Source organism: Nocardioides sp. YR527 (assembly GCF_900101045.1).
GTDB lineage: Bacteria > Actinomycetota > Actinomycetes > Propionibacteriales > Nocardioidaceae > Nocardioides.
The window spans coordinates 198137-212540 of record NZ_FNFN01000007.1 but is presented as its reverse complement, the minus strand read 5'-3'; the positions used below and the strand labels follow the sequence as shown (position 1 = coordinate 212540).

Below are 14404 nucleotides of genomic sequence, written 5' to 3'. Positions count from 1 at the left end.
GCCGTCGCTGGCCGGGGGCTCTCGTGCTTGTCCCACCACCATGGAGCCACCCGTGATCCTCGCCCCGCTCGCCGATCTCGTCCTGCGCGATGCTGCCCTGAGCGAGGTGATGGCGGAGGCCAAGGGCGGCCGGATGCTGGCGCTCGACGTCACCGGGCCGGAGGCGCTGCGCCCGTTCGTGGTCACCGGTCTCGTACGTCAGGAGCGCACCGTCCTCGCGGTCACCGCCACCTCGCGCGAGGCCGAGGACCTGGTCAACGACCTGACCGACCTGCTGCCGCCCGACACGGTCGCCTACTACCCGAGCTGGGAGACGCTGCCGCACGAGCGGCTCTCCCCGCGCAGCGACACGGTCGGGCGTCGGCTCGCGGTGCTCCGCCGCCTCCGCCACCCGGACGCCGACGGGGTGCACGGCCCGCTGAAGGTGGTCGTCGCCCCGGTCCGCAGCGTGCTGCAGCCGCAGGTCAAGGGCCTCGGCGACCTGGAGCCGGTGGAGCTGATCAAGGGTCAGGAGGCGAGTCTCGACGACGTCGTCGTGAAGCTCGCCGACGCGGCCTACTCCCGCGTCGACCTGGTCGAGAAGCGTGGCGAGTTCGCGGTCCGCGGCGGCATCGTCGACGTCTTCCCGCCGACCGAGGAACACCCGGTCCGTGTGGAGTTCTGGGGCGACGAGGTCGACTCGATCCGCCACTTCGCGGTCGCCGACCAGCGCGCCATCCCCGCCGAGCACGGCGGCGAGACCGAGCGGCTGTGGGCGCCGCCGTGCCGCGAGCTCCTGCTCACCCCGGAGGTCCGCGACCGAGCGCGAAAGCTGGGCGAGGCCCACCCCACCCTGATCGAGCTCACCGACAAGATCGCCGCCGGGATCGCGGTCGACGGCATGGAGTCGCTCGCGCCCGCGCTCGTCGACGACATGGAGCTGCTGCTCGACCTGATCCCGGAGGACAGCCACGTCCTGCTGCTCGACCCCGAGCGGATCCGCAGCCGCGCCCACGACCTGGTCGCCACCGCCGAGGAGTTCCTCGGTGCCTCCTGGGCCGCCGCGGCCAGCGGGGGAGTCGCCCCGATCGACCTCTCCGCGGCCTCCTACCGCGACCTCGCCGACGTACGCGCCCACGCCATCGCCCTGGGCAAGCCGTGGTGGTCGGTCAGCCCGTTCGGCCTCGACGACCAGGCGGCCGAGACCGACCCGGACGTCGTCGGCGTCCCCGCCCGCAAGATCGACTGGCAGCCGGCGAAGGCCTACCGCGGCGACACCGCGGCCGCGCTGACAGACATCGAGAGCTGGCGCGACGACTCCTATCGCGTGGTCGTGGTCCAGCCCGCGCACGGCACGGCGCAGCGTACGGTCGAGGCCCTGGGGGAGCGCGACGTCCCGGCCCGCCTCGCCGAGGACGACCCCGAGACCGCCAAGCCCGTCCACAAGACCGTCACCGTCGTCCATGCCCGCCTGACCCACGGCTTCCTCGACGAGGGCAACCAGCTCGTGGTGCTCACCGGCGAGGACATCTCCGGGCAGAAGTCGTCCACGCGCGACATGGTCAAGATGCCGGCGCGGCGCAAGAAGCAGATCGACCCGCTCGAGCTCAAGCCCGGCGACTACGTCGTCCACGAGCAGCACGGCGTCGGCCAGTTCATCGAGATGAGGCAGCGCGAGGTGCAGGGCGCGACCCGCGAATACCTCGTCCTGGAGTACGGCGCCTCCAAGCGCGGCGGGCCGGCCGACCGGCTCTACGTCCCGGCCGACGCCCTCGACCAGGTGACCAGGTACGTCGGCGGCGAGCAGCCGAGCCTCGACCGGCTCGGCGGTGCCGACTGGCAGAAGCGGAAGGCCCGCGCCCGCAAGGCAGTAAGAGAGATCGCCGCCGAGCTGATCAAGCTCTACGCCGCCCGGCAGGCCACCAAGGGCTTCCAGTTCGGCCCCGACAACCCCTGGCAGCGCGAGCTCGAGGACGCCTTCCCGTTCCAGGAGACCGCCGACCAGCTCGCCGTCATCGACGAGGTCAAGCAGGACATGATGCGGCCGGTGCCGATGGACCGGCTGGTCTGCGGTGACGTCGGCTACGGCAAGACCGAGATCGCGGTGCGCGCGGCGTTCAAGGCGGTCCAGGACGGCAAGCAGGTCGCCGTGCTGGTGCCGACGACGCTGCTGGTCTCCCAGCACCTGTCGACCTTCATGGAGCGGATGTCCGGGTTCCCGGTCAACGTACGCGGCCTGTCCCGCTTCCAGACCGACAAGGAGGCCGCCGAGGTCATGGCCGGCCTCGCCGACGGCACCATCGACATCGTGGTCGGCACCCACCGCCTGTTCAACAAGGACATCCGGTTCAAGGACCTCGGCATGATCATCGTCGACGAGGAGCAGCGTTTCGGCGTCGAGCACAAGGAGGCGATGAAGCGCCTGCGCACCTCCGTCGACTTCCTGTCCATGTCCGCGACCCCGATCCCACGCACCCTGGAGATGTCGATCACCGGCATCCGGGAGATGTCCACGATCACCACACCGCCCGAGGAGCGACACCCGGTCCTGACGTACGTCGGGGCCTATGAGGACCGCCAGATCGTCGCCGCGGTGCGGCGTGAGCTGCTCCGCGAGGGGCAGGTCTTCTACATCCACAACCGGGTCAACTCGATCGAGAAGGCGGCCGCGCGGATCCGCGAGCTGGTGCCGGAGGCGCGGGTCGCGGTCGCCCACGGCCAGATGAACGAGAAGCAGCTCGAGCAGGTGATGGTCGACTTCTGGGAGAAGGAGTTCGACGTGCTCGTCTGCACCACGCTCGTCGAGTCCGGCCTCGACGTCTCCAACGCCAACACGATGATCATCGAGCGCGCCGACACGCTGGGGTTGTCCCAGCTCCACCAGCTGCGCGGCCGTGTGGGAAGGTCCCGCGAGCGCGCCTACGCCTACTTCCTCTACCCCGGGGAGAAGCCGCTGACCGAGACCGCCCACGAGCGGCTCGCGACCTTGGCGCAACACTCCGACCTCGGTGGCGGCATGGCGATCGCGATGAAGGACCTCGAGATCCGTGGCGCCGGCAACCTGCTCGGTGGCGAGCAGTCCGGCCACATCGCCGACGTCGGCTTCGATCTCTACGTACGGCTGGTCGGTGAGGCCGTCGCCGAGTTCAAGGCCGGCCCCGACGGCGCCGCCGAGGAGCTCAACGAGGTACGCATCGAGCTCCCCGTCGACGCCCACCTGCCCCACGACTACATCCCCTCCGAGCGGCTGCGGCTGGAGATCTACAAGCGCCTGGCCGAGGTCCGCTCCGACGAGGATGTGGAGTCGGTCGCCGCCGAGCTGCTCGACCGCTACGGCAAGCCGCCCGCGGAGGTCTCCTCGCTGCTCCAGGTCGCCCGCTTCCGCGCCCGCGCCCGCCAGGCCGGCGTCTCCGAGGTCACCCTGGCCGGCAAGAACGTACGCTTCCACCCGGTCTCGCTGCCCGACTCCCGTGTCGTCCGGCTGAACCGGATGTACCCGAAGTCCCTGGTCAAGCCGCAGCTGGACACCATCATGGTCCCGCGCCCGGTCTCCTCGGGCTTCCCCGCCAAGCCCCTCGACGGCCCGGATCTCCTCGACTGGGCCCGGGTCGTCATCGACGCCATCATCGACCCGCTCACCTAGGGGTTACATATCCACAAAATGGAGGTTATTATCCATTTTGTGAGAAACCAGGCTCCGGTGCTCGCGCCTCTGTTCCGGTCGGAGGCGCAGGCGCTGCTGCTCTCGGAGCTGTTGCTCCCGGCCGAGGAGATGAGCATGACCGAGCTCGCCGAGCGGGCTGGGCTGCCCTATCCGACGGTTCATCGCGAGGTCGCGCGGCTGCTCGACGCGGGGCTGCTCGTCGATCGCCGAGTGGGGCGGACCCGGCTCGTGAAGGGCAACGAGCAGAGCCCGCTGCTCGCGCCTACGCGGGAGATCCTGCTGACGGTCACCGGCCCGGTCGTGCTGCTCCGGGAGGCCCTCGAGGACATCGACGGGATCGAGCGGGCGTTCCTCTTCGGGTCGTTCGCGGCCCGGGCAAGGGGGGAGTCGGGGCCACCGCCGAACGACATCGACCTGATGGTGATCGGCACCCCCGACGCGCGGGCCGTCTATCGGGTCTGCCGGGAGGTCTCCGACAGCGTCGGGCGGATCGTCAACCCGACGATCATGAGTCCGGAGGAGGCCGAGGAGCAGACCGGGTTCCTCGAGGAGGTCCGGGCCAGCCCGGTGATCGAGATCTACGGAGGTGGACCGGATGGCCCTGCCGCTGACCCCGGCACAGCAGAAGACGGTTGACGCGCTCGTACGCTCCGGCGCCCTGCGCGCCGTGAGGCCCGACGAGAAGAAGGCCCGTGCCTTCCTCGCCGGCGCGGAGTCGGCCCTCGCCGACGTACCCAACGTCACCCGGACCGAGAACCGCTACAACCTCGCCTACAAGGCCGCGCACGACGTGGGCGAGGCCGTGCTCGCGGGCTACGGCTACAAGACGACGTACGGCGCCGGTGGCCATGTGAAGGTCGGCAGGTTCCTGGCCGCCATCTTCGACACTCCGCCGCCGCGCGACGCGGCCGCCCACTACGACGTGATGCGCCTGGACCGCAACGCCAACAACTATCTCGGCAAGCCGGTGACGCACGCCGCCGCCGATGCGGCCGCCGAGGCGGCGCAGACGCTCTACGACGCCGCCGTGAAGCGGCTCCGCGACTGAGGGCGGGTCAGCCCCGGTCGTCGGCTGCGCGGCGCAGCGCCGCCAGCGTCGTGTCGGGGCCGGCGTTGAAGGCGAAGCGGGCGCCCGGCGCGAGCTCGTGGACCAGGTTGACGATCGCCTCGAAGAGCTCGGTGTGGGCCGGGATCGCCCGGATCCCGCCGCCGATCATCACGATGTCCCAGGGCTGCTTCTGGAGTGCCTGACGGACCTGCGTGACGGCGTCGTCGACGCCGGTGCCGATCTCGCAGGAGAGCGCGTCGTAGCCGGCATCGGCGACCTGCGCGTTGCCGACGGCGATCCGCTCCTTCAGCGTGGCCAGGTCGATCGGTGCGTCGGAGAGGTCGACTGACTCGGGCGCCAGCCCGACGAGGAGGACTCGGTTCATGGCGACGACGCTACTGGGACCACCCACACGCAAGAATGAGCGTGTGAGCGGCGAGCCAGAGGTGCGCTACGCGCAGACCAGCGACGACATCGCGATCGCCTACCAGGCCGTCGGGAGCGGGCCGGTGACGATCTGGATGCCCTCGCTCAGCAACATCCGGGCGCAGTGGCGGGTGCCCGCGCTGCGGATGGCCTACGAGCGGCTGAGCCAGGATCTGACGCTCGTGCTCTACGACGGCCGCGGCACCGGCTCCTCCGACCGCCGGGCCGGTGACCTCGGCCTCGACGCGCACGTCCGCGATCTGGAAGCCGTCATCGAGGCGGTCGGCGCCGACCGGGTCAACCTGCTCGGCTACTACCACGCGGTCACGACCGCGGTGGCGTACGCGGCGGCCAACCCGCAACGCGTCGACCGGATGCTCCTGTTCGGCGGTGCGGCGCGGATGCGCGAGGCGATGAGCCCGGCGCAGACGCAGGCGCTGCTGTCGCTGGTCGAGCAGGACTGGGACCTCTTCGCCGATGCCGCCGCGACCGCCTGGCTGGGGTGGGGGTCGGGTGAGAACGCCGGTCGGGTCGCCGAGGCGTTCCGCACCGCCGCGACCCCAGCGGTCGCCCGCGACTGGTTCGCGGAGGCCGCTAGGATGGACGTCAGCGAGCTGCTCGACCAGGTGGTGGCGCCGACGCTCGTACTGCACCGGCAGGCGGCGAGCCAGATCCCGGTCGAGGTCTCCCGGCGCCTGGCCGACGGCCTCCGGAACGGAACGCTGGTCGAGCTCGAGGGCAGTACGCCGACGCTGTTCGTCGAGGGCGGGGCCCAGGATCTCGCGATGGCGAGCAGCTGGTTCCTGACCGGCGAGGTGCACCGCGGGTCCGTGCCCACCCCGGGCGCGGCGACGGCGCTGACCACGCGTGAGCACGAGGTGCTGCGGCTGATCGCCACGGGACGTACCAATGCCTCGGTCGCCCGAGACCTCGGCATCACCGAGCACACCGTCGAGCGACACGCCGCCAACCTCTATCGCAAGCTCGGCGTACGCAGCCGCGCCGAGGCCACCGCCTGGGCGATCCGCAACGGCGCCGACTGACTGACGGGAACCCGTCACACCGACTGCCCACTGTCCGGGAAGCGACGGCCCCGCGACCCCCGGCACAGTGGGGAACATGACGACGACGATCACTCCCAGCAACGACTCCTGGCGGATGGCGAAGGCGACCGCCCCGATGATGCGGACCATGGCCGGACGCCGCCTGTTCCCGCTCTGGGCCGTGGTGCACCACCGGGGCCGCAAGACCGGACGCGACCTGAGCCTCCCGGTCGCGCTGCTGCACACCGAGGACGAGTTCATGATCACGCTCCCGTGGGGTGCCGGCACCAACTGGGTCCGCAACGTGCTGGCGGCCGGCGAGTGCACGATCACGTGGAAGGGCCGCGACCACGCCGCCACCCAGCCGCGGATTCTCGGCCGTGACGAGGCGCGCCCCTACTACGACGGCTTCTCCTGGTGGATGGTCGAGAAGGCGTTCAAGGCCGACAGCTTCCTCCTCCTGCGTCGGTGAGAGTCCACACTACGGTGCCGTTGCTCCATGACGTACGCCCGTGTCTGGCAGGATCGACGCATGACGATGGAGGCTTTCGGCGAGCAGTCCTTCCCTGAGGAGCCCTTCGGCAACGAGTGGGACACCGAGCCCGGGTGGCTCTCCGAGGAGGAGCTGGGCGAGACCCGCGGGCGCGTGCCCATCCTCTACGTGGAGGCGGTCCCGGTGCGGGTCGACCCCGACGGCCGGGTCACCGAGGTCGGGCTGCTGCTGCGCGGCTCACCCACGACCGGGACGATCACCCGGTCGCTGGTCTCCGGCCGCGTGCTGCACGGTGAGCGGATCCGCGACGCGCTGATGCGCAACCTGGAGAAGGACCTCGGCCCGGTCGCCTTCCCGACCCTGCCGCTGACCACGGTGCCGGTGACGGTCGCCGAATACTTCCCGTGGCCCGGCGAGCGCTACCAGGACCCGCGCCAGCACGCGGTCTCGCTGGTCTACGTCATCCCGGTGACCGGCGAGTGCGAGCCGCGCCAGGACGCCCTGGAGCTGTCCTGGATGACCCCGGCCGAGGCCGCCTCCGACAGCGTCGTCGGCGACATGGAGGGTGGTCGGGGCGCACTGCTGCGGCAGTGCCTGAGCGCGTTCGGGGCCCTGGATTGAGCCCAGCCGACGAGGGCAGGACGTACGCATCGGGGGAGGGGCTCGTCGAGTTCCTCGACCTGATGCGGCTGATGCGTGAGCGCTGCGTGTGGAAGTCGTCGCAGACCCACGCGTCGTTGGCGCAGTACCTGCGCGAGGAGTCCGACGAGGTGCTCGAGGCCATCGACGAGGCCGACCCCGAGCACCTCAAGGAGGAGCTCGGCGACCTGCTGCTCCAGGTCTACTTCCACGCCGCCATCGCGGAGGAGGCCGGCGAGTTCACCATGGACGACGTCATCGCCGGCCTCACAGCCAAGATGAAGCGCCGCAACCCGCACGTCTTCGGCCCCGAGGCCGACGAGGCGGTACGCACCGGCCACCGCTACACCCTCGAAGAGGTCGAGCAGCTCTGGTCGGCCGCCAAGGCCGCCGAGCGGACCCACCCCGCCGAATAGGCACCCATGTCGGCCGAGACGTCACTTACGTCGGCCGACACGGCATCTCGGTGCCGTCTCGGCCGACGGGAGCGACGCCTCGGCTCGCGTACGTGACTTCTCGGCCGGCGGGGGTGACCTTTCGCGGAGCCGAGGGGATGAGCATGGCCGCGAGGGCCGCACCCAGAGCGACGACGGTGAGGAAGCCGAAGCCGGTGACGTACCCGTGCTCGGTGGGGTAGCCCGACGGCAGGGTGTGGGCGGTGACCAGGGAGGTCATGACCGCGGTTCCGATGGTGCCGCCGACGGTGCGGATGTTGGCGTTCATCCCGGTGGCCACGCCGGTGTGCTCCGGCGGCACCGCGGCCACGACGGCGTTGGCGAGGTTGGCGAAGACCAGGCCGGTGCCGAAGCCGGAGAGCCCCGCGGCGACGCACATCTGCCACGGCTCGTCGTGGACGAAGGCGACCATGGCCAGGGAGACCGCGGTGAGCAGTCCGCCGATGACCAGGATGCGGCGCATCCCGATGAGCTCGGCGAGCCGGGCACTGACCAGACCGCACAGGAACGAGGTGATGGCCGTGGGGAGCATCAGGTAGCCGGCGACGGTGACCGATGCGCCGAATCCGTAGCCGGCTGACGTCGGGGTCTGGGTGAGCTGCGGGATGAAGCCGAAGGAGGCGTACATCGCGATGCCGATCAGCAGAGCGACCAGATTGGCGGTCCATACGCCGCGGCGGCCCATCAGACGCAGGTCGACCAGCGGCTGCCGTGCGGTCCACTCGACCCGGATCCAGGTGGCCAGGAGCACGACGGCGGCACCGAGCAGGCCGATGGTGGCGGGTGAGGTCCAGCCCCACGACGGTGCCCGGCTGACGCCGAGGAGGAGCGCGACCAGCCAGCCGGCGAGGAGTGCGGCCGGGAGCAGGGGGATCGGCTCGCCGGTGAGCACCGGGGACTCGGGCACCATCCGCAGCGCGGCGATCGCGGCGCCGGCTGCGACCAGCGCGGGCAGCACGAACAGGGCCCGGAAGCCGAGCGTCGCGGCGACCGGGCCCGCCAGCACGATCCCGGCCGCGAAGCCCATCGAGAGCAGCGACGAGGTCACCGCGATCGCACCGGCGACGCGCTCCTTGGGCAGCTCGTCGCGCAGGATCGCGAAGGCCAGCGGCAAGGTGCCGCCGCCCAGCCCCTGCAGGACCCGGGCGCCGATCATGACCTCGATGCTGGGGGCCGCGGCGGCGAGGAGGGCGCCGGCGGTGAGGGCGGCCAGGCTCCACACGTACATCCGGCGTTTGCCGAAGGAGTCGCCCATCCTGCCGATGATCGGGGTCGCGACCGAGGCCGAGAGCAGGAACGCGGTCAGGATCCATGACGCGGTCGCCTGGTCGGTCTCCAGCTCGGTCTGGATCAGCGGCATCGTCGGCACGGAGACCGACTGCAGCAGGGAGTAGGAGCAGACGCCGATGGCGACGATCGCGAAGGTGAGGCGGGGGCTGGCGTGGGTCGGGGGCATCGAGGCAAAGTTTAGCTTGGCTAACTGTATTCTCTGAATCATTTCGCCCGTGATGGCCGCCACGTGATCACGGAAGGCAGAAGCGCTCGCCCGTCTTGTCGGCAGGCGAGCGCTTCGTACGCGTGTCTCAGCGGGTCAGGCCCACTTGACGGCGGCCTCGGTCTCGACTCGGGGGAGCCGGTCGAACCACGGGTTCTCGCCCGGGTGGCCGATGTTGACGATCATCTTGGCGGTCCAGTCACCGTCGGGGAAGAACTCCTTGTCGACGCCCGCGGTGTCGTAGCCCGCGATCGGGCCGGCGGCCAGGCCGGCCGCGCGGACGGCGAGGATGAAGGCACCGGCCTGCAGGCCCGCGGACCAGCCGCCGGCGCCGTGGCGGGCGGTCTCGTCGCTCTCGAAGTAGTCCTTCATCTCCGGGCGGATCGGGAAGACGTTGGGGATCTCCTCGTGCCAGTTGTTGTCGTAGGCGACGATCGCGGTCGCCGGGGCGGCCTTGGTCTTCTCGACGTTGCCCTCGGCGATGTGCGGGAGGAGGCGCTCCTTGCCCTCGCCCGTGCGCACGAAAACGACCCGCAGCGGCTGGGTGTTGGCCATCGTCGGGGTCCAGCGGGTGAGCTCCCAGACGTCGGCGAGCTCCTCGTCGGTGACAGGCGTCTCGGCGAAGGTGTTGGACGTCCGGGCACCGGTGAAGACGATCTGGCGGCCGCGGTCGTCCAGCTTCTCGAGGGTGGTGGTCTCAAGGGCAGTGGTCTCGGTCATGTCGCTCTGAACTCCGTGGCTACTAGGAATATTCCGGTTACTTCGAAAATAGTAGTTCCTCAGGATTCAGGCAACTCCTGTACGCTGGGATGTATGCCTGCGACGAAGCCCGCCCACGATCCGCAGGTGTGCAATGCCGCGCTCGTGCGGGCCTTCGACTTCCTCGGCAAGCGCTGGAACGGCGTGATCCTCGGCAGCCTGACCCAGGGTCCGCTCGGCTTCGCGGAGCTCAAGCGGGCGGTGTCGGGCATCAGTGACTCGATGCTCTCCGAGCGGCTCAGCGAGCTGGCCGGTCTGGGCCTGCTCGCCCGCGAGGTCGACCCCGGCCCGCCGGTGGCCGTCCGCTACGCGCTCACCGGATCCGGTGCCGCGCTCGCGCCGACCCTCGGTGCGCTCACCGAGTGGGCGGGCACGCACCTTCCGGTCGACCGCTGCGCCGAGGACTGACCGGTTCTGAAAATCAGCCCGGCCCGCCACCGAGACGGTGGCGGGCCGGTTTGACGGTGAACCTCAGCGCTTGAAGGCCCGGCCGAGGTCGAGGAAGACCGTCTCCCCGGTGGCGTCCGCGAGGCCGTCGTTGTCGGTGACCGCGTAGGCGTGCCCGTCGGCGCCGATGGTGAAGCCCTCGAGCTTCTCCTGGGTCCATCCGTTGGTGGCCCGCAGCGCAGGCAGCAGGTCGTACGCCAGGCGCTTGCGCAGCGGGGTCACCGGAACCAGCCCGGTGGTGCCGTGACGGGGGACGTCGACCGTGTAGACCCGCTTGATCGCCGCAGTGGTGCCGTTCTGCTTGTCGCGCTCGATGACGGCGATGGTGTCCTCGTCGACGGCGGTGATCTCGGAGAGCCCGAGCCAGTCGCCCTTCACGGCAGACGTCTCCAGGCCGTAGCCGAACCACTCCCACTCGCCCGTCGCCGGGGTGTAGCGACCGATCCGAGCGGTCGAGGCGCCGTCCACACCGGGCTTCTTCGCGGTCGAGTCGGCCCACAGCGGGCGCTGGAGCGCGACGTACACCTTCTCCGAGCGGCGCTCACCGCTCACCGTGACACCCTCGAGGCCCCACTTGCCGACCTTCTCGGCGATCTTCGTGGGCAGCGGCACCGTCTCGGCGATCCGGCCGTCGCGGTCGAGGCGGAGCAGCGCGTTCCCGGCGCCGGTGGCGCCTTCGTTCGCCACCCAGAAGCCACCGCCGCGGCGAGCAGCCAGGCCCTCGATGTCCAACCCGTCGGCAACCGCCCCGGAGGAGTCGGTGACCTCGAGCACGTCGCGGATCACGGCCGGGGAGCGGCGGACGTCACCTGCTGAAGCGGAGCCCGAAGCGATCGACAGGGTGTAGATCCGGCCGGTGGCGTATGCGGCGTCGCTGGCGGCGTAGAGCTTGCCGGGCTCTCCGGGAACCTTCGAGAGCGCACCCAGCGCACCCCAGCCGATCGGCTTGCCCTTCGTCGAGGCCGACTCGACGGTCGGGAACGAGGAGGCCTTCCGCCCGAACCCGTAGAGCGAGACCGACGCCCGGACCAGGTCCTCGGCCGAGTCCTCCTCCGAGGAGATCGCCAGCAGGTTGCGCGAGGGGATCGGCAGCAGCCCCTCCGGCCCGTTCGTCGCCGGCAGCACCTGCTTGAACTTCGGGGACGAGGGCGTACGCATGTCGTAGACGGCCACGAAGTTGCTGCGCTCGGAGCCCACGAAGGCGTACGGGACGCCGCCGAAGGTCTCGAAGGCGAGCCCCTCGGGCTCCGCGCCCTTCTTGGCGGCGCGGTCGTTGTTGTGCAGGCCGTACTTCGTGGCGAGGTCCTCGAAGGAGGACCCGGCGTCCCAGACGACCTCGCCGGTCGCGGCGCGGAAGACGGTCCAGCCGCGGCTGCCGCCCTTCCAGTCGCCCTCGTTGGCGGTCGCCACGAGACCGCGGCCGACCCATTGGATCGCGTCGGGCTCGCGGGGCACGTCGATGGTGTCGACCGGGTCGAAGAGCCCGTTCTTGCTCGTGTCCACCCCGGAGACGACCGCGTTCCCGGCGCTCCACACCGTCTCGACGGTCGCGGAGGGAAGGTCGATGATCGCGACGCCGTTGTTCTCCTGCAGCGTGAGCGCGAGCTGGTTGTCGGCGTTGATGTCGACGTACTCCGGCTCCGCGTCCTCCGGCGTGTCCAACCCGTCGAGCAACGAGGCGGGCAGCGCCACGTCGGTGATCGACCACTCGGCCGGCCCGCCGTCGAGGCCGACGATCGTGACCGATCCGGCCGGCGCCTGGGGCAGGTCGCCCTCCTCGCCACCGGCAGGTGTGACGGCCTCGTTGCGCTGGTTCTCCATCGCGATCGCGGCGTACGTCCCGTCGGGGCTCACCGCGATCGAGTCGGGCTGGCCGCCCAGGTCGTAGGAGGCGACCTCGTCGTGCGGGGCGGCCAGCGAGATGACGTCGATCCGCCCGTCGCGGCTGCCGACGGCCGGCTCCTCGTCCTCCCACTCGGTGTCCTCGAGACCCGGGTAGGTCGACTCGTCGACGACGACGAGCGCGTAGTCGCCCACGATCGAGACCGACGTCGGCGACCCGCCCTTGCCGCCGGAGACGTCGTGGCTGCCGAGCCCCTTCGGGGCCGAGGGCTTGGTGATGTCCAGGAAGCCGATCCGGCCGCCGAGCGCGTCGGTGTAGGCCAGCGTCCTCCCGTCCTCGGAGACGGAAGAGATCTCGGCGACGGTGGGGTCGGCCGGGTCCACCCCGGCAGGTACGTTCTGGAAGACCGGGTAGGTCGCGAGCCGGCTGAACTCGCCGTGCCGGTCAGGGCCGGCGGCGGCGGTGCCGCCGAGGACGGTCACCATCGAGACGCCCAGGCCCCCGATGGCCAGGACGCCGATGCCGGCCAGCGTGAATCTGTTGTGCAGGAGTTGCATGTCGGGGTTCCTCTCGGAAAATCATTACCGGGACGAACGATCTCGGTGGCATTCCGCGCCGAGGCATCACGTACGTTGCGGCCGGCCGACTCCCGGGTGAACAGCAGGTGGGCAACCCCGTCCGCACCCCTACTGTCCGGTTAACGTTCCAATCGCCAGGCCCATCCGGCCGAGTAATAGGCTGACGGACGACACCCCGTCCCTGAGACCCAGGAGTAGTTCAGTGGCATCGATCGACGCCGTAGGCGCCCGCGAGATCCTCGATTCGCGAGGCAACCCGACTGTCGAAGTTGAGGTCGTCCTCGACGACGGCACCTTCGCCCGCGCCCAGGTTCCCAGTGGCGCCTCTACCGGGGCCTTCGAGGCCGTCGAGCTGCGTGACGGCGGCGAGCGCTACGGCGGCAAGGGCGTGCAGAACGCCGTCACCGCCGTCGTGGAGACCCTCGCGCCCGCGATCGAGGGCTTCGACGCCGACGACCAGCGCGCCATCGACCAGGCGATGATCGAGGCCGACGCGACCCCCAACAAGGCCAAGGCCGGCGCCAACGCGATCCTCGGCGTCTCGCTGGCGGTCGCGAAGGCCGCCGCCGACTCGGCGGGCCTCTCGCTCTTCCGCTACGTCGGTGGCCCCAACGCCCACGTGCTCCCGGTCCCGATGCTCAACATCCTCAACGGCGGCTCCCACGCGGACTCCAACGTGGACATCCAGGAGTTCATGATCGCGCCGATCGGCGCGCCGACCTTCGCCGAGGCGCTGCGCACCGGCGCCGAGGTCTACCACGCCCTCAAGTCCGTGCTGAAGGAGAAGGGCCTGGCCACCGGCCTCGGCGACGAGGGTGGCTTCGCGCCCAACCTCGAGTCCAACCGCGCCGCCCTCGACCTGATCGCCGAGGCGATCGGCAAGGCCGGCTACGAGCTCGGCAAGGACGTCGTGCTGGCGCTGGACGTGGCCGCCTCCGAGTTCTACGAGGACGGGGCCTACCTCTTCGAGGGCGCCAAGAAGACCGCCGAGGAGATGACCGCCTACTACGCCGAGCTCGTCGCGGCCTACCCGATCGTCTCCATCGAGGACCCCCTCGACGAGGAGGACTGGGACGGCTGGAAGGCGATCACCGACGCCATCGGCGACAAGACCCAGCTCGTCGGCGACGACCTGTTCGTCACCAACGTCGAGCGCCTCGCCCGCGGCATCGAGGGCGGTCAGGGCAACGCGCTGCTGGTCAAGGTCAACCAGATCGGCACGCTCACCGAGACCCTCGACGCCGTCGACATGGCCCACCGCGCCGGCTTCAAGACGATGATGTCCCACCGCTCCGGCGAGACCGAGGACACCACCATCGCCGACCTCGCCGTCGCCGTCGGCTCCGGCCAGATCAAGACCGGCGCCCCGGCCCGCTCCGAGCGCGTCGCGAAGTACAACCAGCTCCTCCGCATCGAGGACGAGCTCGGCGAGGCCGCCCGCTACGCCGGCGCCTCCGCCTTCCCGCGCTACCAGGCGTAACCGCTGGTCGAGCCGGGTTCGTGAGGAACGAGCGAACCCGTGTCGAGACCAACAC

13 protein-coding genes are annotated in these 14404 nt (G+C 70.6%); 9 read left to right on the top strand and 4 right to left on the bottom strand.

Translation table 11 applies throughout. From position 1 onward, the window contains the following. Positions 1–40 precede the first annotated feature (40 nt). The 3 genes from mfd to BLT25_RS22055 are packed head-to-tail and all read left to right on the top strand — an operon-like array spanning position 41 to position 4691. The gene (gene mfd, locus BLT25_RS22065; RefSeq protein WP_218131445.1) at positions 41–3622 is read left to right on the top strand and encodes a transcription-repair coupling factor; all 3582 of its coding nucleotides are present in this window, start codon (positions 41–43) and stop codon (positions 3620–3622) included. A gap of 39 nt (positions 3623–3661) precedes the next feature. Next, positions 3662–4279 carry a MarR family transcriptional regulator gene (locus BLT25_RS22060; RefSeq protein WP_218131444.1) on the top strand — a complete coding sequence of 206 codons (618 nt, stop codon included), beginning with the start codon at positions 3662–3664 and terminating at the stop codon, positions 4277–4279. Then, the gene (locus tag BLT25_RS22055) at positions 4239–4691 is read left to right on the top strand and encodes a hypothetical protein (protein WP_091050577.1); all 453 of its coding nucleotides are present in this window, start codon (positions 4239–4241) and stop codon (positions 4689–4691) included. The genes BLT25_RS22060 and BLT25_RS22055 overlap by 41 nt, the downstream gene beginning before the upstream one ends. A gap of 7 nt (positions 4692–4698) precedes the next feature. On the opposite strand, the gene BLT25_RS22050 is transcribed toward BLT25_RS22055, so the two are convergent. Further along, positions 4699–5076 carry a hypothetical protein gene (locus BLT25_RS22050; protein WP_091050574.1) on the bottom strand — a complete coding sequence of 126 codons (378 nt, stop codon included), beginning with the start codon at positions 5074–5076 and terminating at the stop codon, positions 4699–4701. 43 nt (positions 5077–5119) lie between these two features. Between BLT25_RS22050 and BLT25_RS30505 the strand changes: the two genes are divergently transcribed. From BLT25_RS30505 to BLT25_RS22030, 4 genes are all read left to right on the top strand, one after another. Continuing rightward, positions 5120–6160: an alpha/beta fold hydrolase gene (locus tag BLT25_RS30505; RefSeq protein ID WP_256328728.1), complete on the top strand. Its 1041-nt coding sequence runs from the start codon at positions 5120–5122 to the stop codon at positions 6158–6160. Positions 6161–6236: 76 nt separating this feature from the next. After that, on the top strand, positions 6237–6632 hold the full coding sequence (locus BLT25_RS22040) for a PNPOx family protein (protein WP_091050570.1): 396 nt from the start codon (positions 6237–6239) through the stop codon (positions 6630–6632). Positions 6633–6692: 60 nt separating this feature from the next. Beyond that, on the top strand, positions 6693–7274 hold the full coding sequence (locus BLT25_RS22035) for an NUDIX hydrolase family protein (RefSeq protein WP_091050566.1): 582 nt from the start codon (positions 6693–6695) through the stop codon (positions 7272–7274). Then, positions 7271–7708, top strand: coding sequence for a MazG nucleotide pyrophosphohydrolase domain-containing protein (locus tag BLT25_RS22030; protein ID WP_256328727.1), 438 nt, complete (start codon positions 7271–7273; stop codon positions 7706–7708). The genes BLT25_RS22035 and BLT25_RS22030 overlap by 4 nt, the downstream gene beginning before the upstream one ends. Positions 7709–7733: 25 nt before the next feature. On the opposite strand, the gene BLT25_RS22025 is transcribed toward BLT25_RS22030, so the two are convergent. Together BLT25_RS22025 and BLT25_RS22020 are read right to left on the bottom strand one after the other, a co-directional pair. Continuing rightward, entirely contained in the window at positions 7734–9203 is a 1470-nt protein-coding gene (locus BLT25_RS22025) for an MFS transporter (protein ID WP_176884148.1), read from the bottom strand. A gap of 135 nt (positions 9204–9338) precedes the next feature. Beyond that, entirely contained in the window at positions 9339–9962 is a 624-nt protein-coding gene (locus tag BLT25_RS22020) for a malonic semialdehyde reductase (protein ID WP_091050562.1), read from the bottom strand. A 93-nt stretch (positions 9963–10055) separates the two neighbouring features. Between BLT25_RS22020 and BLT25_RS22015 the strand changes: the two genes are divergently transcribed. After that, positions 10056–10409, top strand: a complete 354-nt coding sequence (locus BLT25_RS22015) for a winged helix-turn-helix transcriptional regulator (RefSeq protein WP_091050559.1) — start codon at positions 10056–10058, stop codon at positions 10407–10409. A gap of 63 nt (positions 10410–10472) precedes the next feature. On the opposite strand, the gene BLT25_RS22010 is transcribed toward BLT25_RS22015, so the two are convergent. Next, positions 10473–12848 carry an esterase-like activity of phytase family protein gene (locus BLT25_RS22010; protein ID WP_091050556.1) on the bottom strand — a complete coding sequence of 792 codons (2376 nt, stop codon included), beginning with the start codon at positions 12846–12848 and terminating at the stop codon, positions 10473–10475. Positions 12849–13071: 223 nt separating this feature from the next. Here BLT25_RS22010 and eno point away from each other — a divergent pair, with 223 nt between their 5' ends. Then, on the top strand, positions 13072–14349 hold the full coding sequence (gene eno / locus BLT25_RS22005; protein WP_091050554.1) for a phosphopyruvate hydratase: 1278 nt from the start codon (positions 13072–13074) through the stop codon (positions 14347–14349). Positions 14350–14404 lie beyond the last annotated feature (55 nt).